This window comes from Paraburkholderia sp. 35.1 (genome assembly GCF_050436525.1).
Taxonomy (GTDB): domain Bacteria; phylum Pseudomonadota; class Gammaproteobacteria; order Burkholderiales; family Burkholderiaceae; genus Paraburkholderia; species Paraburkholderia tuberum.
This window is the reverse complement of record NZ_JBNDMJ010000002.1, coordinates 1,157,205-1,174,527: the sequence shown is the minus strand read 5'-3', so window position 1 is coordinate 1,174,527 and position 17,323 is coordinate 1,157,205. Positions and strand designations below refer to the sequence as shown.

The 17,323-nt window shown below is 64.1% G+C and carries 15 protein-coding genes and 1 pseudogene; 3 read left to right on the top strand and 13 right to left on the bottom strand.

The window, feature by feature from the left end; translation table 11 throughout:
* Positions 1-45 precede the first annotated feature (45 nt).
* Entirely contained in the window at positions 46-600 is a 555-nt protein-coding gene (locus OKW27_RS11370) for a YbaK/EbsC family protein (RefSeq protein WP_187611309.1), read from the bottom strand.
* 204 nt (positions 601-804) lie between these two features.
* On the opposite strand from OKW27_RS11370, the gene OKW27_RS11365 reads away from it, so the two are divergent.
* The gene (locus OKW27_RS11365; protein WP_090807133.1) at positions 805-2,073 is read left to right on the top strand and encodes a YihY/virulence factor BrkB family protein; all 1,269 of its coding nucleotides are present in this window, start codon (positions 805-807) and stop codon (positions 2,071-2,073) included.
* A gap of 433 nt (positions 2,074-2,506) precedes the next feature.
* A complete protein-coding gene (locus tag OKW27_RS11360; RefSeq protein ID WP_429333519.1) occupies positions 2,507-3,691 on the top strand; it encodes a porin in 1,185 nt (394 codons plus the stop codon).
* A gap of 154 nt (positions 3,692-3,845) precedes the next feature.
* Here OKW27_RS11360 and OKW27_RS11355 read toward each other — a convergent pair whose 3' ends face one another.
* From OKW27_RS11355 to OKW27_RS11330, 6 genes are all read right to left on the bottom strand, one after another.
* On the bottom strand, positions 3,846-4,718 hold the full coding sequence (locus OKW27_RS11355) for a peptidase (RefSeq protein WP_429333518.1): 873 nt from the start codon (positions 4,716-4,718) through the stop codon (positions 3,846-3,848).
* Positions 4,719-4,878: 160 nt separating this feature from the next.
* Entirely contained in the window at positions 4,879-5,679 is an 801-nt protein-coding gene (locus tag OKW27_RS11350; RefSeq protein ID WP_429333517.1) for a transglutaminase family protein, read from the bottom strand.
* Between the two features lie 12 nt (positions 5,680-5,691).
* The gene (locus OKW27_RS11345) at positions 5,692-6,642 is read right to left on the bottom strand and encodes an alpha-E domain-containing protein (protein ID WP_090807140.1); all 951 of its coding nucleotides are present in this window, start codon (positions 6,640-6,642) and stop codon (positions 5,692-5,694) included.
* Between the two features lie 158 nt (positions 6,643-6,800).
* Positions 6,801-8,210 (bottom strand): circularly permuted type 2 ATP-grasp protein, encoded by a 1,410-nt coding sequence (locus tag OKW27_RS11340; protein ID WP_090807142.1) that lies wholly within the window; start codon positions 8,208-8,210, stop codon positions 6,801-6,803.
* Positions 8,211-8,623: 413 nt separating this feature from the next.
* A complete protein-coding gene (locus OKW27_RS11335) occupies positions 8,624-9,076 on the bottom strand; it encodes an HU family DNA-binding protein (RefSeq protein ID WP_090807144.1) in 453 nt (150 codons plus the stop codon).
* Between the two features lie 375 nt (positions 9,077-9,451).
* Positions 9,452-10,939 carry a PLP-dependent aminotransferase family protein gene (locus OKW27_RS11330; protein ID WP_429333516.1) on the bottom strand — a complete coding sequence of 496 codons (1,488 nt, stop codon included), beginning with the start codon at positions 10,937-10,939 and terminating at the stop codon, positions 9,452-9,454.
* 85 nt (positions 10,940-11,024) lie between these two features.
* Here OKW27_RS11330 and OKW27_RS11325 point away from each other — a divergent pair.
* A pseudogene (locus tag OKW27_RS11325) lies at positions 11,025-11,213 on the top strand (carboxymuconolactone decarboxylase family protein); the annotation flags it as partial.
* Positions 11,214-11,237: 24 nt separating this feature from the next.
* Here OKW27_RS11325 and OKW27_RS11320 read toward each other — a convergent pair.
* From OKW27_RS11320 to OKW27_RS11295, 6 genes are all read right to left on the bottom strand, one after another.
* The gene (locus OKW27_RS11320; protein ID WP_090807148.1) at positions 11,238-11,537 is read right to left on the bottom strand and encodes a hypothetical protein; all 300 of its coding nucleotides are present in this window, start codon (positions 11,535-11,537) and stop codon (positions 11,238-11,240) included.
* 88 nt (positions 11,538-11,625) lie between these two features.
* Complete coding sequence (gene panE / locus OKW27_RS11315; RefSeq protein WP_429333515.1) at positions 11,626-12,561, bottom strand: 2-dehydropantoate 2-reductase; 936 nt, start codon at positions 12,559-12,561, stop codon at positions 11,626-11,628.
* A 141-nt stretch (positions 12,562-12,702) separates the two neighbouring features.
* On the bottom strand, positions 12,703-14,124 hold the full coding sequence (locus tag OKW27_RS11310; RefSeq protein ID WP_429333514.1) for an efflux transporter outer membrane subunit: 1,422 nt from the start codon (positions 14,122-14,124) through the stop codon (positions 12,703-12,705).
* A gap of 9 nt (positions 14,125-14,133) precedes the next feature.
* The gene (locus tag OKW27_RS11305) at positions 14,134-15,705 is read right to left on the bottom strand and encodes a DHA2 family efflux MFS transporter permease subunit (protein WP_429333513.1); all 1,572 of its coding nucleotides are present in this window, start codon (positions 15,703-15,705) and stop codon (positions 14,134-14,136) included.
* Positions 15,706-15,712: 7 nt separating this feature from the next.
* The gene (locus OKW27_RS11300; RefSeq protein WP_429333512.1) at positions 15,713-16,813 is read right to left on the bottom strand and encodes an HlyD family secretion protein; all 1,101 of its coding nucleotides are present in this window, start codon (positions 16,811-16,813) and stop codon (positions 15,713-15,715) included.
* Between the two features lie 81 nt (positions 16,814-16,894).
* Positions 16,895-17,317 carry a MarR family winged helix-turn-helix transcriptional regulator gene (locus OKW27_RS11295; protein ID WP_429333511.1) on the bottom strand — a complete coding sequence of 141 codons (423 nt, stop codon included), beginning with the start codon at positions 17,315-17,317 and terminating at the stop codon, positions 16,895-16,897.
* Positions 17,318-17,323: the final 6 nt, after the last annotated feature.

Below are 17,323 nucleotides of genomic sequence, written 5' to 3'. Positions count from 1 at the left end.
GTTGTCGGGATTAACGGCTCGACGGAGGAAAACTTCAGTGCGGCTTCAAGGTTGCGGGTTTCCGTCCGCAGGCAGCGTCAGCGCCGCCACCTCGCAGCGCGGCCATTGCCGCAGCATGTCGGGCGACGTCAGCAGCTTGGCCGCACGCACGCCGGCGCCCATCACGATCTGCGCACGCTCCATCACGGCGGCGTCGACGAGGATGCGCCAGTCGGCCGGCAGACCGAACGCGGTAATTGCGCCGAACTCCATCTGGCTATGCTCGACCGCCGCCTCGCGCTTCGCGAATGACAGCCGCTGTGCGCCGAGCGCGGCCTTCACCGCGCCGTTGATGTCGAGCCGCCGCGAGCCGAGCGACACGAGCGCCGCATAGTGCTCGCCACCCTCTTTCCTGTAGCGGATCACGATCGTGTTCGCGCAGTCTTCGAGACCGAAGCCGTAGCGAGCGCTGAATGCGGCGGTGTCGGAGGCGTCGTCGGTGACGGCGAACACCGTGATCCCGCGCGCCGGCAATTGTTCGATGACATGCGCGGGCAGATGCGCGCTCCACTGGTCGCGCTCGATGACGTCCAGTTGCTGTACGAGTTCGTGCGAATGCATGATGAGCGGAAAGGTGACATTAACCCGCTGCATTCTAGCGGTATGCGCGGGCGGCCGCGAAACGGGCCGCAAAACGGGCCGCAAAACAGGCCATGAACGCAGGCCATGCAGCGCGCCGCTTAACTTGTATAGTGACGGGCACGAGGTTTGCGAAAGGCAACGAAGCAAACACCCTGAAGGCGCCCTCACGATTCAGACACGATCATGGACATCGACACGCTCTCTCGCGAGAACCTCCAGCAGGCCGCGCGTCATCAGGCCAATTGGGCGATGGGCGCACTGCGGCAGTTCGCGGAGAACCGCTGTCCTGCGTTGGCGGCGAGCATCGCGTTCTATGCGGCGTTTTCGCTCGCGCCGACGCTCGTGATGGTGCTCGCGGTGGCCGGCTGGTTCTTCGGCCCGGCGGCCGCGCGCGGCGAGCTGTTCGGCCACATCAACGGGCTGATCGGCGACCAGGCCGCGGCCGGCGTGCAGACGATCGTCGAGAACGCGCATCACGCGGGCGCCAAAGGCGGCATCGCGACGATCATCTCGTTCTCGCTGCTGGCGATCGGCGCGTCGGCGACGTTCTCGTCGCTGAACAGCGCGCTCAATATAGTGTGGCCGTACAGCGGGCCGCGCACTTCCAGTTGGCTCGCGCTGGTGCGGGTGCGACTGATTTCGTTCGGGCTCGTGCTCGGCGTCGCGTTCCTGCTGATCGTGTCGCTGGTGCTCGATACGGTGATCGTCTTTATCGGCAACTGGCTGTGGGGCGACTCGCCGTATGTCGTGATCGGCAATCTGCTGCAGCTCGGCGTCGGGCTGTTCGTGCTGATCTTCGCGTTCGCCGGACTGCTCAAGTTTCTGCCCGACGCTCGGGTGCTGTGGCGCGATGCGGTGGTGGGCGGCATCGTCGCGGCCGTGTTGTTCACGGCTGGCAAGAAGCTGTTCGCGCTGTATCTCGCGCATGCGGGAATGGCCAGCGCGTTCGGCGCGGCCGGCTCGCTCGCAGTGCTGCTGATGTGGCTGTACTTCTCGGCGTTGGTGCTGCTGCTCGGCGCGGAGTTCTCGGCGGCGCGCGGCCGGCTGCACGATCCGCGTGGCGGCTGGGGCATGCAGGGCGAGTCGCCGCCGGGCAGCCGCGCGAAGCTCGCGTCGGTACTGGCGGCATCGACCGTCGCGGCAAATGCCGCGCCGTCTGCTCCCGCTGCTGTGGGTGTTGCCAGCCAAACGGCTACGCCGCTGCCCGCGGGAATCAACGCGGCGGCGCAAAGGCGCTCCGCGCATGAGACCGCGGTGGACGTTACGCGCAAGGTGCTCGACGCCGAAGCGCAAGCCACCCGTTTCGCGGCGTCCGCCCTCGTCGAAGCGCGCCGCCAGGCGACGGCCGCCGACCGCTACGTGCGACGCAACCCGTGGACCTCGGTGCTGCTCGCGGCCGCCGCAGGGCTCACGGCCGCGGCCATGGCGCGCCGTGGCGCCGACCGGCGCTGAAGCGGGCGCTTCTCACCACGCTACCGTCCATACCCTGATAGATGCACGTGTTGTGCCGTCAATCCAGTCGATTGCGCCTGGACACACAACGCGCCCCTTCTGTCCAGCCTGTCCAGTCCTTTCGTCAGCCGTCTCTTTTTATGATTTCACTACAAAGACGAGTGGACGTGGACACGACTAGGTTACATTTAGCATACAAATCGATGCTCATCGTGCGTTCGTTCATCCAGTCACTATCAACAAATCAACAATAATGCACATCAGACCAATAAATGTTGCGCAAATGGAAACAATCGTTGAGAGCTTTAAATACAAGGGTTTGCATCGATTGTCAGTTTTTGGCGACACTCTTTTTTTTCCGTTTCTACCCCGCCGAGCCGCTGAGCTATTCTGCTTTCCGCAACAACGAACAATCATCTGCGTGGAGAAATGGATGAAACGAATCGCACTGTCTACCCTCTCGCTGGCGCTCCTCGGCGTCGCCGGTATCGCTCACGCGCAAAGCAGCGTGACCCTGTATGGCGTGCTGGATGAATCGGTCCAGTACGTGAACAACGCTACGCCCAACGGCGGTAGCCTCGTACAAATGTTTGGCGGCAACCTGCAAGGTAACCGTTTCGGCCTGAAGGGCACGGAAGACCTCGGCGGCGGCCTGAAGGCAATTTTCCAGTTGGAAAACGGCTTTGACATCAACACCGGCAAGCTCGGTCAAGGCGGCCTGATGTTCGGTCGTCAGGCTTACGTCGGTTTGACGGGCGACTCTTGGGGCACCTTCACAGCTGGTCGTCAATACGACCCGCTGGTCGACATGATCCAGCCGCTGACGGGCGACAACTACTTCGGCAGCACGTTCGCTACGCCGGGTGACGTCGACAACAACGACAACAGCTTCCGCGTGAACAATTCGCTGAAGTATGTGTCGCCGGTGTTTTCGGGCTTCCAGGTCGAAGGCATGTACGCTCTGGGCGGCGTCGCAGGCGCGACGGGTTCGGGTCAAACGTGGGGCGGCGCAGCAACGTACGCAACGGGTCCGTTCAGCGTCGCGGGTGGCTACCTGAGGACTGACAACGCAAGCACCAACCTTCCTGTCCGCACGGGCTGGAACAGCACGACGGTCCCCGGCGCTACGTTCGACACGAACTTCCCGAACAACGCAGGCATCAACCAGGCTTACACCACGGCGAAGTCGATCAGTATCGCTTCGGCAGCTGCTCAGTACGTGACGGGCCCGTTGACGGCTAACCTGTCGTACAGCAACGCGCGCTACAAGCCGGACGCACAATCGGCGTTCACGTCGACGCAGATCTTCAACGTCGGCCGCGTGTACGTCGGCTACCAGATCACGCCGGCAGCCCTGCTGGGTATCGGCTACGCGTACACCCGCGGTACGGGCGACGCGAAGGCAACGTACAACCAGGTTTCGCTGGGCGGCGACTACTCGTTGTCGAAGCGCACCGACGTGTACACGGTCGCCGCATGGCAGCATGCAAGCGGCGACCAGCGTGATCCGGCTACGGGCGCACTCGTTTCGTCCACGGCTTCGATCGGTTCGTATGGCAACCAGTCGAGCACCAGCAACCAGGTCATGGTCAGCCTCGGTATCCGTCACAAGTTCTAATCGGACTTCGAATCGGACCTGCTACGCAGCCGACGGGCTGCGGAGCCAGAGACCAGAAACCAGCCAGAGGCGATGCCGATGGCTGGTTTTTTTTCGTCCTGAGGTTGTGGTGCGGGCCCGAGCGAGCCTGACCCGCGCTCCGAACCCAACGCAGCTAGCGCCGCTGCGCCTTGCCCTTGTCGGCCTGCGCGAGAATCTGCGCGGGCGACACATCGTGCTCATGCTCGACGCCATCGGCGCCGACCGGCGCGCGATATAGCACCAGCGCCCGCTCCGACTGCGGCGACGGCGCATCCAGCGACCGCTGCCAGTCCGGATCGGGAATCTCGGCGAACACCTGGCGCAGACGCTCGCCCCACGTGCGGTGAAGCATGTCGAAGTACGCGTTGTCGCGATCGATCGACACGAACCGCGTGACCCGCAGCGCATCCTTCTCGTACACGAGCAGATCGAGCGGCAAGCCCACTGACAGGTTCGAGCGCAGCGTCGAGTCCATCGAGATCAGCGCGGACTTCGCGGCCTCGTCGAGCGGTGTGGACGGCGTCAGCACCCGGTCGATGATCGGCTTGCCATACTTCGCCTCGCCGATCTGGAAATACGGATTCACGGCCGACGCCTCGATGAAATTGCCCGCCGCGTAGATCATGAAAAGGCGCATCCGGTTGCCCGCGATCTGGCCGCCGAGAATGAAGCTGCAATTGAAGTCGACACCGAACTTCTGCATCGCCTCGGCCTCGCGCTCATGCACGCGACGCACCGCGCTGCCGACCACGCGCGCGGCGTCCGCCATGGTCGGCACGCTCCACAGCGTGGGCTCGCTGGCATCGGCGGGCTCGGACAGCTCGTGCAGCACCGCTTGCGTGATCGACAGATTGCCGGCGCCGAGCAGCACCAGCATGCGTTCGCCGGGTTGCTCGAACACCGACATCTTGCGCGCGGTACTGATGTGATCGACGCCCGCATTGGTACGCGTGTCGGACAAAAATACGAGGCCGTCGTTGACGGCCATCGCTACGCAGTAAGTCATAAGGAATCCGCGGAAGGCAAAGGAACGGGGCTATTGTAATGCGGCGCACAGGCGCCTTTTATCCGTGTTTACGGCCCTTTTTTGCAGCTTTTTGGCAGCTGATTCCGAACACGTGGCAGGAATGTTAAATGCGGTCGCGCGCGTTGGCGTTGCAACGCGGCTACTGCGACATCTGCGCGCTGACCGCCACCGCCACGTGAAGCTCCTCTTCGAGTCCGCCGATGCGTCGGCCGCGCACCGGTGCCGCGGCCTCATAGTCACGGGCGACCGCGAGCCGGCAGTAGATCTCGCTGGCAAACCCGGCATGCGTGACGTCGATCGAAATCCACCCTTTGCCTTCGAGCCAAACGTCGACCCACGCGTGACTCGCGCCATGCGGCACGTCGCCGGGTTCGATATATCCGCTTACGTAGCGCGCCGGCACGCCGCGCGCGCGGCAGCACGCGAGCATCAGATGCGCATGGTCCTGGCACACGCCTTTGCCGAGCGCGAGCGCCTCGGCGGCCGTGCTCGTGACCTCGGTCACGCCGGGCCGGTACTGCACGCGCTGCACGATCTGCTCGGACAGCGTGAGCAGGCTTGCCGGGCTCGCCAGATTCGCCACCGACTCCGCCAGTTCGCGGATCGCGCCGTCGGCTTCGGTCAGACGCGTCGCGCAGGTGAAATGCTCGAGCGGAATCGGGCCGGGCGGATCACCCAGCACGCCGTCGACGAGCGGCATCGTGTCCACCTCGCCCGACACGCGCAGATGAATCTCGTCGTGCGGCTTGTTCATGACGAGCGTGTGCAGCACGTTGCCGTAGGCGTCGAGCGTCGCGTCGAGCTTGCCCGGCGCGTCGATGTTCCAACGCCGCACGGTCTGTCCGGCGCCGCTCGCGGGCGTCAGGCGCAACTGCTGGATCGAATAGTGAACCGTCGCTTCGTAGCGGTAAGAGGTGTCGTGGCGGATCGTCAGGTACATGAGAAAACTCCGTCAGGCCACTGGCAGCATCAGATAAGTACGCGCCACCAGATTGCCCAGATCGAACACGCGAGCGAGGAACTGCGTCAGATAGGCGTGCAGACCGCTTTCGAAAATCTGCCGGATGTCGGCATACAACAGCTCGGCGCGCAGCTTGCCGGCGAAGCGCTCGCACTGGTTCGAGCCCGAGGTGCGCAGCATCGCGAGATTGCTGCACACGCCGTCGAGCGAGGCGAGCAGCGAGCGCGGCATCTGCTGATTGAGGATCATCAGCTCGACGACGCGCGCGGGCGTCACGACGTCGCGATATACCCTGCGGTAGATCTCGAGCGCCGACACCGAACTCAGGATCGAGGTCCAGTAATAGAAGTCCTCGAGCTGGCGCGCCGCGTCGCGTGAATTCGGCTCGACGTTCGCGAAACGCACATCGAGAATCCGCGCGGTGTTGTCGGCGCGCTCCAGATACGTGCCTAGCTGCGTGAAGAAGAACGCGTCGTCCTGCAGCGCGGTGCCGATCGTCACGCCGCGCGACAGATGCGAGCGGAACTTGACCCACTCGAACAACGAGCCCGGATTGCTCGCGGCCTGCCCGCTCGCGAGCCGCTCGTTGAATTCGAGCCACGTGTCGTTGATGGTTTCCCACCACTCGGTCGTCAGCGTGCCGCGCACCGCGCGGGCGTTTTCACGCGCGGCCTGCAGGCACGAATGAATGCTCGACGAATTACTTGCGTCGGCGATCATGAAGTCGAGCATGTGCTCGCGCGTCGGTTCGTCGTAGCGCTGCGCGAAGGCGCTTTCGAGCTCGGAGATGCGCAGCACCGAGCGCTGCGCGCGAGCCTCCTGTTCGGCCGTCTGCGGCAGCAGTTGCGCCTTCAGGTTGATGTCGAGCATGCGGGCGGTGTTCTCCGCACGCTCCATATAGCGGGCCATCCAGAAGAGGTGATCGGCGGTTCGGCTAAGCATGACGACGTTCCATGTCTGTGATCTGAACGCGCGAGGCCTTCGTCAGCGACGAAGGTCCGCGCTGGTTATCCGTTGAGCGCCAGCGCGCATCAGGTTGCGAGTGTCGCGCCCTGCTCTGCTCTGTTGCGAGCGAGGCGAAAAGCGCGGCGGCAACCGCGTCAGTCGACCATCCAGGTGTCCTTGGTCCCGCCTCCCTGCGATGAATTGACGACGAGCGAGCCCTCCTGCAACGCGACCCGCGTGAGGCCGCCCGCCACCATCGTGGTGGTCTTGCCCGACAGCACGAACGGCCGCAGGTCGATATGGCGCGGCGCGATGCCCGATTCGACGAAAGTCGGACACGCGGACAGCGCCAGCGTGGGCTGTGCGATATAACCGGCCGGACGCGCGATCAGCCGCTCGCGGAAGGCCTCCACTTCGGCCTTCGTCGAGGCGGGGCCGACCAGCATCCCGTAGCCGCCCGCGCCGTGCACTTCCTTGACCACCAGCTCCGGCAGATGCGCGAGCGTATAGGCGAGATCCTCGGGCTTACGGCACTGATAGGTCGGTACGTTGTTCAGAATCGGCTTTTCGCCAAGATAAAACGCGATCATGTCGGGCACGTACGGGTAGATCGATTTGTCGTCGGCGATGCCGGTGCCCATCGCGTTCGCGAGCGCGACGCGGCCGGCGCGATAGGCGGTGAGCAGACCCGGTACGCCGAGCGCGGAGTCGGGGCGAAACGCAAGCGGATCGAGAAAATCGTCGTCGACGCGCCGGTAGATCACGTCGACGCGCTTCGGTCCTTGCGTGGTGCGCATGAACACGTAGTTGTCGTCGACGAACAGATCCTTGCCTTCGACGAGCTCGACGCCCATCTGCTGCGCGAGGAACGTATGCTCGAAATACGCGGAGTTGTACATGCCCGGCGTCAGCACGACGACGACCGGATCGTCGACGCCCGCGGGCGCGACCGAGCGCAGCGTATCGAGCAGCAGGTCGGGATAATGCGCGACCGGCGCGATGCGGTTCTGCACGAACAGTTCGGGGAAGAGCCGCATCATCATCTTGCGGTTTTCGAGCATGTACGACACGCCCGACGGCACACGCAGATTGTCTTCGAGTACGTAGAATTCTCCTTCATCGCCGGCGCGCACCACGTCGACGCCCGCGATATGCGCGTAAACACCGAGCGGCACGTCGACGCCCTGCATCTCGGGACGATACTGCGCGTTGGTATAGACCTGGTCGGCCGGCACGATGCCCGCGTGCACGATGTTGCGATCGTGATAGACGTCGTGGATAAACAGATTGAGAGCCTGCACGCGCTGTCGCAAACCCGCTTCGAGCGTCTGCCATTCGCCGCGCGGGATGATGCGCGGAATCAGATCGAAGGGAATCAGCCGCTCGGTGCCTGACAGGTCGCCGTTTACTGCGAACGTGATGCCGACGCGCCGGAACAGCAGGTCCGCTTCCGCGCGCTTGCGTGCGATCGCTTCATCGCCCTGACTGTCCAACCATCGCTCAAAGCGCGCGTAATGCGGCCGTACGCCATCGGCGTGATGGCGCATCTCGTCATAGCATCGCATGTCAGCCCCAGTCTTGTTGTCAAATAGAAGGCGAATGCGCTGCGCATTCGGTATTCGACCTTCGATTAAGCAAGCGTTATGCCATTGAATGTGTCGGGATAGAGCGCGTTGACGTGCCCCCTAACGGCGCATCCGCAGGGCGTCGGATTGCCTCGATCGTACTGTCGTGGATCATGATGCGCCAGTCAGGTGCGTGTGCGCCATCAGGGAGCACACTATGAGAGGGCGCGCTTGCCGTTTCGCCAATGGACTCGACGCGCACTACGAAGCGAGCGCATAAAAAAGTCCCCGTGAATCTTCATCCACGGGGACTTCGATCACCTGCATGCAGGCGCTTTTTCACGCACTCAAACGTCAGGCATGGTTAAACACGACAGCGCCATGCCGACGCCTGAGTCGTGCGAGCAACGCGTTCAGGCTGCCGCTGCGTCCTTCAGCTTCTTCAGCGCGCGTGTCTTGATGCGCACGCTGGCCGGCTTGGCCGGGAACCAGCGCTCTTCACCCGTGAACGGGTCCTTGCCGAAGCGCTTCTTCTTCGCCGGCACAGCCTGCACGACGATCTTCAGCAGACCCGACAGCGTGAATTCGCCAGCGCCCTTCTTGTGCACCGTGCCGAGGATCGTGTCTTCGAGCGCGGCCAGCACGGCCTTGGCGGTCTTCGGTTCCACTGCAGCGCGTTCAGCGATGTGAGCTGCCAACGAGGCCTTCGTGAAGGTGTCCTTGATCGGCGACGGTGCGCCAGACGCCTTCACGGCGACCTTCTTGGCTGCGACGGCTTTCTTCGCAGGAACTTTCTTTGCAGCAACCTTCTTGGTCGGTACCGGGGCAGCAGCCTTCTTGGCCACCTTTTTTGCGGAAGTCGGCATGTTTCTCCTACCTGTTGTGGTCAGTGAATTGCTCGAAGCGCACACCGTATGTGCACGCTTCAACGCCGGATTCTACAAGCGCTAAAGCGATTTGCGCGACTCTTTTATGTATTGCGACGAAGTTTTTTGCGCGGCGCCGACGGTGCAACACGTTTTAGTCCCTGTTTTAGCGCCTAAAACGTGCGTGGCGAGCTCTTTGACATGCAGGAGTAACGCTCGTTACAGTTCGTTTCGGCCGTGGTTTCGAGGCGGTTGCGTCGGGGCGAGCCGGTGTTTTCGTCCCTTGAAACAGGGCATTTTCTTCGTTTGACGGGTCAAGCAACGCCCCCCCAACGTTTCGACGATGCCTACGCCTCGCTTGCGGCGAGCTCCGTTTCAGCGTGCGATGCGCTGCAGGATGTCGGCGAGCGTCGTCAGCGCCGTGTCGATATGTTCGGCCGCGATGCTGCCATAGCCGAAGATCAACCCAGGCTGCGGTGTCACGCGATGGTGAAATGGCGCGAGTCCATAGAGGCCGATCGACGCTTCACGCGCGGCGGCAACGAGCACCTCTTCGCCGAGCGACGCCAACGGCCCCCTGAGCCGCGCCGCCAGATGGATGCCGGCGGTCGGCACGATCGGCTCGAACCAGCGTGCGAGACCGCCTTGCAGATGCTCGAGCAGCATCGCGCGGCGGGCCGCGTAAGCCTTGTGCATACGCCGCAGATGGCGCGCGAAGTCGCCATTGAGCATGAACGACGCGAGCGCCGTTTGCGTCAGCGTGCAGCCGTGACAATCGGCGATCTGCCGCGCCTTTAGCAGCGGGCCGTGCAACGACGCGGGCGGCACCAGGTAGCCGATCCGCAGCTCGGGGAAGATCGTCTTCGAAAACGTGCCGACGTAGGCGACGAGGCCAGCGCGATCGAGGCTCTTCAGCGGCTCCATCGGCCGGCCTTCGAAACGGTACTCGCAGTCGTAGTCGTCCTCGATGATGACCGCGCCGCGCTTTTGCGCCCATTCGAGCAGTTCGACGCGACGCTCGAGGCTCATCGGCATACCGAGCGGAAACTGATGCGAAGGCGTCACGTAGACGAGCCGTGCCTTGTCCGGCAGCTTGCCGACGATCAGGCCTTCGCGATCGACCGGTACCGGCACCACGCGCGCGCCGGTCACCTTGAAGCATGCATGCGCGGGCGGGTAGCCGGGGTCTTCGATGGCCGCGATTTCACCGGGCCGCAGCGTGATGCGCGCCATCAGATCGAGCGCGTGCTGCGCGCCCTGCGTGACGATCACGTCTTCCCAGTTGCTCGACACCGCACGGTTGAAAGCGAGGTAGCGCGAGATCGCGAGCCGCAGCTGCTGCTCCCCCGCGGCGTCGCGATAGGTGCCGGGGCTGCGCGCCTGGCCGCGTAGCGCATGATTCACGCAGCGGCGCCAGACGTCGAAGGGAAACAGCGTCTTGTCGGTCGCGCCGCCGATAAAGTCGAGCGGCGACGGCACCGACGGCCGCGGCAACGGCAGACTGTCGGGCATCTGCTCCCACAGCGGCTGCGCGCGCGCGGCGGCCTTCGCTTGCGCGGCGGCCCGCTCGCTCGAACGAGCCGCCGCGCGCGCGTGGGCGGAACGCTCGGCCGGCAACCGTTCGAGTCCGTCGGCGACGAAGGTGCCCGAACCGGCGCGGGCGCTCAGATAACCTTCTGACAGCAGCCGCTCGAATACGTCGAGCGTGGTCTTGCGCGACACACCGAGCTGCGTCGCGAGATCGCGCGTGGACGGCAGACGCGTGCCGCCGGCAAGGCGCCCTTCGAGAATGCCCGCGCGCAACTGCCGATAAATCTGTCCGGACAGATCGTGATGGCCTTCGATCGCGATGTGAATGTCCATTCGGGTGGTTACCTCAAATAACGGCGAAAGGGTTATTTCGACCGACCAGTGGCGAACGCAAGCTTACCGCCACGGACGCCCGACGCGCGAACGCGCGGCGCTCGAATCGACGGAGGCGGTGACGCTGGTCGCGCAAACGCGCGTGCCGGATACGGTATGGGACGCGGTGAAGCCGCATTTCAGCGAGCAGGAAATCAGCGACCTGACGCCGCTGATCGTTGCGATCAACGGCTGCAACCGCATTGCGGTCTCGTTCAGGAAGATGCCGGAGTGAGCGGCGGCGCGTCTTCGCGGAGCTTCAGAAGATCACGGAAACCGCCACCGCGAGCCAGATTGCGGTCACGCCCGCGAGAAACAGATGCCGCGCGATACGCACGCGTGAGTCGCTGTTCTCCGGCTCGACGGGACTCGTCGCCATCCATGGCACGAGGCCCAGGCACGCGAAGCCGGCCAGCGCGAGCACAAAGACCGCGACGTCGGCCTTGTGCCAGGCAGTCGGCTCATACATACCCCAGTAGCCGAGAAACACGATGCCGATCGAGAACACGGTCGCGGAAGCGGCGCTGAGCGCGGGCACCGATCCAGTTGGAGCCGGCATGCTTGACCTCCGATCGTCAGGTTGCGGCGGCGCTCGCGTGCGTCGCGCCATCCGCCCGATCCGCGTTCGCGTTGGCCGCGGCGAGCCGTCAGGAAGTGCGGGTCTGGCGAGCTTCGTACGTCTTCAGATGACTATAGGCGATGCGCAGCAGCGACACGCCGTGTTCGTCCTTTTGCGCGTCGCCGCCGCGCGAGATCAGGTCGCCGAGGATATGATCCGCCTCGGTGTGCGAGCGGTTTTCGACGTCGCGCAGCATCGACGCGGTCAGCGGCGACGGCGTCAGCAGCACCTGGGTGGCGCGCACGTCGAAGTCCGCGGCCATCGTGAAGCCGTTGTGCTCGGCCGCCGCGCGGCATTCGCCGAGCAGATTTTCAATCACGCGCTTGCCGTCCGGCGCAGCCAGGATATCGCCGACCGAACCGCGCATCAAGCACGTACTCGCGGCCAATGTGGCGAGGAACACCCATTTTTCCCACATGCGCAGCAGGATGTTGTCGCTGATTGCGACGTCGAAGTTCGCGCCGGACATTGCATCGGCAATCGCCTCAGTGCGCTCCGAGGTGCCGCCCACGAGTTCGCCGAACGTGATCGCGTGCATGTCGTTCAGATGCACGATGTGCTGCTCGGCATCGAGCGTCGCGGCGATCACGCACTGACCGCCGAGCACGCGCTCCTTGCCGAAGCTCGCGGTCAGCATGTCGATATGGCGCATGCCGTTGAGCATCGGTAGGATCAGCGTGTCTTCGCCGACGAACGGCGTGAACGAATCGATCGCGTCGTCGAGACTGTAGGCCTTGCAGCTCAGCAGCACGAGGTCGAACGGCTCGGCGGCGACACCGGCCAGTATCGTCTTCACGTCGGGCAACTGGAGATTGCCGCGCGGGCTGTTGATGACGAGGCCGTCGCTCCGTAGCTTTTCCGCGCGACCGGCGCGTACGAGGAAGGTCACGTCCTGCCCCGCCGCGGCCAGACGTCCGCCGAAATAACCACCTACCGCGCCCGCTCCTACTACCAGAATTCGCATCTTGAGCCTCTTGAAAGATTTCGATTTGCCGATCATGCGCGTCGCTGGCGGACGCATCTTCAGGGTGCCGCATATTCGGTGCTTGTGCAGGAATGTAGCAAAGATTGGGGGATCGGTTCAGCGTCACGCGCCTCGCTGCCTTCACTGCGCCGCCACCGTTTCCCCCTGCTCCCACCCGCCCCCCAGCGACCGGTACAGCGCGATCGCCGAAAGCGCGTGCTCGCGACGGGCCTGGTTGAGCGACTCCGAGTCGCGCAGATACGCTTCCTGCGCGTCGAGCACATCGAGGAAGCTCGACGCACCGCCCTTATACAGCTCGGTCGACAAACGCAGCGCGTGATTCGACGCATCGAGCGCACCGGCCAGGCGCTGCACCTGCACCGCGCCGCTGACGAGATCGCTGCGATTGTCCTCGACTTCCTTCAGCGCCTGCAACATCGTCTGTTGCAAGCCGAGCTGCGATTCGCGCATGCGGCTCTCGCTCGCGTCCATGTTCGCGGTGATGCGCCCGGCGTTGAAGATCGGGCTCGTCGCATTCAACGCAGCGCTGAACAGATTGTCGGTCAGCGTCGGCAAGCCAAGGTACGACGATGCGAGCAGCCCATTCGTCAGGTTGATCTTGAACTGCGGATAGCGCTGCGCCTTCGATACCCCCACTTCCGCCGCACGCTGTTCGACGAGCGCATAGGCGGTGCGCACGTCGGGTCGATGCAGCAACGCGTCGGACGGCAACACCTGCGGCGCGCTTTGCGCAGGCACCGGAATCTCGCGCGCGTTGGAAAGCAGCAGCGTATCGAGGCTTTCCGGCGTTCGCCCCGAATACACGGCGATCAGACTCAGTTGATGCTGCACCGCCGATTGCATACGCGGAATCTGCGCCTGCAAGTCCTGCAACTGATTCTGCGCGCGGGCGACGTCGAGCTGCGTCGACAGGCCGTAATGCAGACGCTCCTGCGTGAGCTTCAGCGCGCGGCTGCGAATCTGCTCGTTGTCGTCGAGGATCTGCAATTGCGCCTGCGCCCAGCGTAGATCGATATACGCAGCCGCCGTGTTCGCGGCGAGCGCGAGCCGTAACTGGTTCAGCGCCGCAACGCTACCCGACACCTGCGCCTGCGAGGCGAGCACCGCGAGACGTTCGCCGCCGAACACGTCCGGCGTCCAGCTCGCGGCGAGGCCGAAGCCGGCCTGGCGCACATAGCCGAGCGGCGGCGGCGTGTTCTGCCGCTCGGTCGATGCGCCCGCGTTCGCATTCAGCTCCGGCAGCAGCGCCGCGCGATTCTGCGTCACCAGGTCCTGCGACTGCTTCACGCGTTCGGCCGCGGCCTGCACGTCGAGGTTGCCGGTCAACACCGATTCGATCAGCTGATGCATCACCGGGTCGCCGAATTGCGCCCACCAGGCATCGGTGTTCATGCTGTCTTGCGGCGCGTCGACGCTCCACGCGGCCGGCGCGAGCGTCTGCACCGTATGCGGCAAATCCGCGTGCATCGCGGGTTGCACCGCGCAGGCCGCGAGCGTCAGGAACGCCGCGCTCGCCAGTAACTTCATCACGATTCGTTTCATGTTGGTCTCCTAATGGGCATCGGGCGGGGGCGCGCTGTTGCCGAACGGGCGCGAAAACAGCACGCTCAGCAAGCCGACCACGAAGCACAGCGCAACCGCCAGAAAGGCGTCCGAGAATGCGAGCACCAGCGCTTCGCGCATCAATGCCGCGTGCAATTCGGCGAGCCCCGCACTCGCGGCGTTCAAGACATCACCACCAACGGCCGACAGATACTCGGCCTGCTTCTGCAAGATCGATTCGACGACCGGACGGCCCGCATTCAGATGTTCGTCGAGCCGTTCGTAGTGCAGGTTCAAACGGTCGTTCAACATCGTGCTGCTGACCGCGATGCCGATCGCACCGCCGAGATTGCGCATCAGATTGAACAGCCCGCTCGCGGAGCGCAGCCGCGACGGCGGCAACGCACCCAGCGCCATCGTCACGATCGGCGGAATACAGAACTGCTGGCCAATTCCGCGCAACGCTTGTGGAATCAGCAACTGCTGCCAGCCCCATTGGTTCGTCAACGGCACGTACAGATAGCAGCCGATGCCAAACAGCGCGAGTCCGAACACCATCAGCATGCGCATATCGACGAAGCGCGCGAGCGTCGAGTAGGCGGCCAGCGCGAGCAACTGAAAACAGCCAACGGACAGCAACGCGAGACCAATCTGCAACGAATCGAAGCCGCGCACGCGCGCAAGAAACACCGGCGTCAGAAACACGGTGCAGAAGATGCCGATCCCGGTAATGAACGACAGCAGACTGCCGATACCGAAATTGCGCAACGCCAGTGCGCGCAGATCGACGATCGGTTCCTTCGCGGTGAACGCATGCACGAGGAACAGAAAGCCGCAGATGGCCGCGACCCACGCGCACAGCACGATCACGTCGTCGCCGAACCAGTTTTTGCGCGGTCCCTCTTCGAGCACGTATTCGAGGCAACCGAGAAAACCCGACATCAGCAAGATGCCGAAGTAGTCGCCCTTTTTCAGCAAGGACAGATCGACCTTGTCGATATGCACGTACTTCGGCACCAACAGCGTCACGGCGACGCCCGGTACCAGGTTCAGATAGAACAGCCAGTGCCACGACCATTGCGACGTGATCCAGCCGCCGATCACCGGGCCGATCGTCGGCGCAAGCGACGCAAGCGCGCCGATCGTCGTCGACGCGATCAAACGCTGCTTGCCGGGAAACAGTACGAACGCGGTCGTGAACACGGTCGGGATCATTGCGGCACCGAGCGCGCCTTGCAGACCGCGAAACAGGATCATCGAGTTGATGTCCCACGCGAGACCGCACAGCATGCTGGTGACCGTGAAGCCGAACGCGGAGAAGGTGAAGACCCAGCGCGTCGAGAACACGCGCGTGAGCCACCCCGACATCGGAATCACGATGATCTCCGCGATCAGATACGAGGTCTGTACCCAGGAGAGTTCATCCTGACTGGCGGACAGTCCGCCGCCGATATCGCGCAGCGACGATGCGACGATCTGGATATCGAGCGTCGCCATGAAAAAACCGAGGCACATCAGCGCGAATGCGAAGACCTTGGTGCGGGTCGGCTGGTCGGCGGGGTTGTCAAAAGCGTGAGTCATGATCGGTTCATCCCTGCGCGGCCGGATGGCCCGCATCGAGGTGCACTTTCACGGTCGCGGACAGGCCCGGACGCAGCACGCCCTGCATGTCCTTCGGCACGTCGAGGCGCACGCGCACCGGCACGCGCTGCACGATCTTCGTGAAGTTGCCGGTCGCGTTTTCCGCGGGCAAGACGCTGAAGGTCGCACCGGTCGCCGGTGCAAGACTGTCGACCACGCCGTGCAGCGTTGTGCTCGAGGCATCGAGTTCGACGTCGACGCTGTCGCCCGAATGCATTTTGCGCAGCTGATCTTCCTTGAAGTTCGCGTCGATCCATAAACCGCTCGCCGGCACAACGGTCAGCAGCGACACGCCCGCGTTGGCGAGCAGCCCAACGCGAGCGGTGCGATTGCCGACATAGCCATCGATCGGCGAGCGGATCGTCGTGTACTCGACGTTCAACGCGGCGACGCGCTGCGCGGCCTGCGCGGTCGTGATGCGCGCTTTCGCGTCGCCGATCTGAGCGTCGAGCACCGCGATCTGGCGTTGCGCCGCGAGCAGCGCCGCGCTGCTGCGATCGACCGCGGCGCGCGCTTTGGCCAGATCGGCGTCGGCCTTCTCGACGACCTGGTTCGACACCGCGTCGTCTTTCACGAGCTCGCGGTAGCGCGTCTGGTCGGCGGCGCTGCGTGTGAGCTCGGCGCCCGACGCGCGGACCTCGGCGGCCTGCTCGTTGATCGCCGCGAGTTGCAGTGATTTCTTCGCTTCGAGTTCGGTGACGGCGGCCTGCGCGCTCTCCACTTCTGCGCTGGCCTGGGCGAGGCGCGCGTCGTAGTCGCGGGCATCGAGACGCACGAGCACCTGGTTGGCGTGCACGAACTCGTTGTCGTGCACGAGCACGTCGGTGACGAAGCCGTTGACCTTCGGCGCCATCACCGTGACGTCGCCGCCGACGTACGCATCGTCGGTGCTCTCGACGAAGCGGCCGACCAAGAACCAGTACGAAGTGGCAAGCGCCAGCGCGACGAGGACGGAGAGGATCGCGAGCAGCATCCACGGGATACGCCGCACCTGTCTGGCGGGTTGTACCGCGCTTGGCGGCGCGACGGTCGAAGGAGTTGTGGACATGGTGTCGATATGTGCGTATGCACTCTTCAGATTGAAAAAAACGGCGCAGTGCGCCGGCCTCCGCTATCTTCAGCGTTTATGTCAAAGCGTATCCCGGGTGATCGCAAACAGCTCGGTGCGCAGTGCAGCCGCGCGCTCCTCGCCGAAGCGGTGCTCGAACTCGGCCTGTGCGGCATACCAATGAGCGCGGCCTGCGTCTTGCCGCTCTTCGCCCGCGGCGGTCAGCGAGATCACCAGCGCGCGCGCATCCGCGCCCATCGCCTCGCTCGACACCAGCCCGTCGCGTCGCAGCGGTTGAATCGTACGGACCAGCGTGGTGCGCTGCATGCGCATGGCCTCGGCAATCTGCTTCATCGTCATCGGACCGGTGCGCTTCAGGCGCCCCAGCAGCGAAAACTGCGTGATGGTCAGCCCGACATTCGACAGGTGCCGGTCGTAGATCTGCGATATATGACGCGCGGCCTGGCGGATCGCAAAGCAGTCGTCGTCGAAAAGCGCTTCCATTCGCTG

What these genes read in the sequence shown, in the direction of transcription:
- OKW27_RS11310 (WP_429333514.1), bottom strand. Translation starts at nt 14,124, where the DNA reads ATGAAACGAATCGTGATGAAGTTACTGGCGAGCGCGGCGTTCCTGACG.
- OKW27_RS11340 (WP_090807142.1), bottom strand. Translation starts at nt 8,210, where the DNA reads ATGCGATGCTATGACGAGATGCGCCATCACGCCGATGGCGTACGGCCG.
- OKW27_RS11305 (WP_429333513.1), bottom strand. Translation starts at nt 15,705, where the DNA reads ATGACTCACGCTTTTGACAACCCCGCCGACCAGCCGACCCGCACCAAG.
- OKW27_RS11330 (WP_429333516.1), bottom strand. Translation starts at nt 10,939, where the DNA reads ATGGACATTCACATCGCGATCGAAGGCCATCACGATCTGTCCGGACAG.
- panE (WP_429333515.1), bottom strand. Translation starts at nt 12,561, where the DNA reads ATGCGAATTCTGGTAGTAGGAGCGGGCGCGGTAGGTGGTTATTTCGGC.
- OKW27_RS11335 (WP_090807144.1), bottom strand. Translation starts at nt 9,076, where the DNA reads ATGCCGACTTCCGCAAAAAAGGTGGCCAAGAAGGCTGCTGCCCCGGTA.
- OKW27_RS11345 (WP_090807140.1), bottom strand. Translation starts at nt 6,642, where the DNA reads ATGCTTAGCCGAACCGCCGATCACCTCTTCTGGATGGCCCGCTATATG.
- OKW27_RS11300 (WP_429333512.1), bottom strand. Translation starts at nt 16,813, where the DNA reads ATGTCCACAACTCCTTCGACCGTCGCGCCGCCAAGCGCGGTACAACCC.
- OKW27_RS11370 (WP_187611309.1), bottom strand. Translation starts at nt 600, where the DNA reads ATGCATTCGCACGAACTCGTACAGCAACTGGACGTCATCGAGCGCGAC.
- OKW27_RS11350 (WP_429333517.1), bottom strand. Translation starts at nt 5,679, where the DNA reads ATGTACCTGACGATCCGCCACGACACCTCTTACCGCTACGAAGCGACG.
- OKW27_RS11320 (WP_090807148.1), bottom strand. Translation starts at nt 11,537, where the DNA reads ATGCCGGCTCCAACTGGATCGGTGCCCGCGCTCAGCGCCGCTTCCGCG.
- OKW27_RS11355 (WP_429333518.1), bottom strand. Translation starts at nt 4,718, where the DNA reads ATGACTTACTGCGTAGCGATGGCCGTCAACGACGGCCTCGTATTTTTG.
- OKW27_RS11365 (WP_090807133.1), top strand. Translation starts at nt 805, where the DNA reads ATGGACATCGACACGCTCTCTCGCGAGAACCTCCAGCAGGCCGCGCGT.
- OKW27_RS11360 (WP_429333519.1), top strand. Translation starts at nt 2,507, where the DNA reads ATGAAACGAATCGCACTGTCTACCCTCTCGCTGGCGCTCCTCGGCGTC.
- OKW27_RS11295 (WP_429333511.1), bottom strand. Translation starts at nt 17,317, where the DNA reads ATGGAAGCGCTTTTCGACGACGACTGCTTTGCGATCCGCCAGGCCGCG.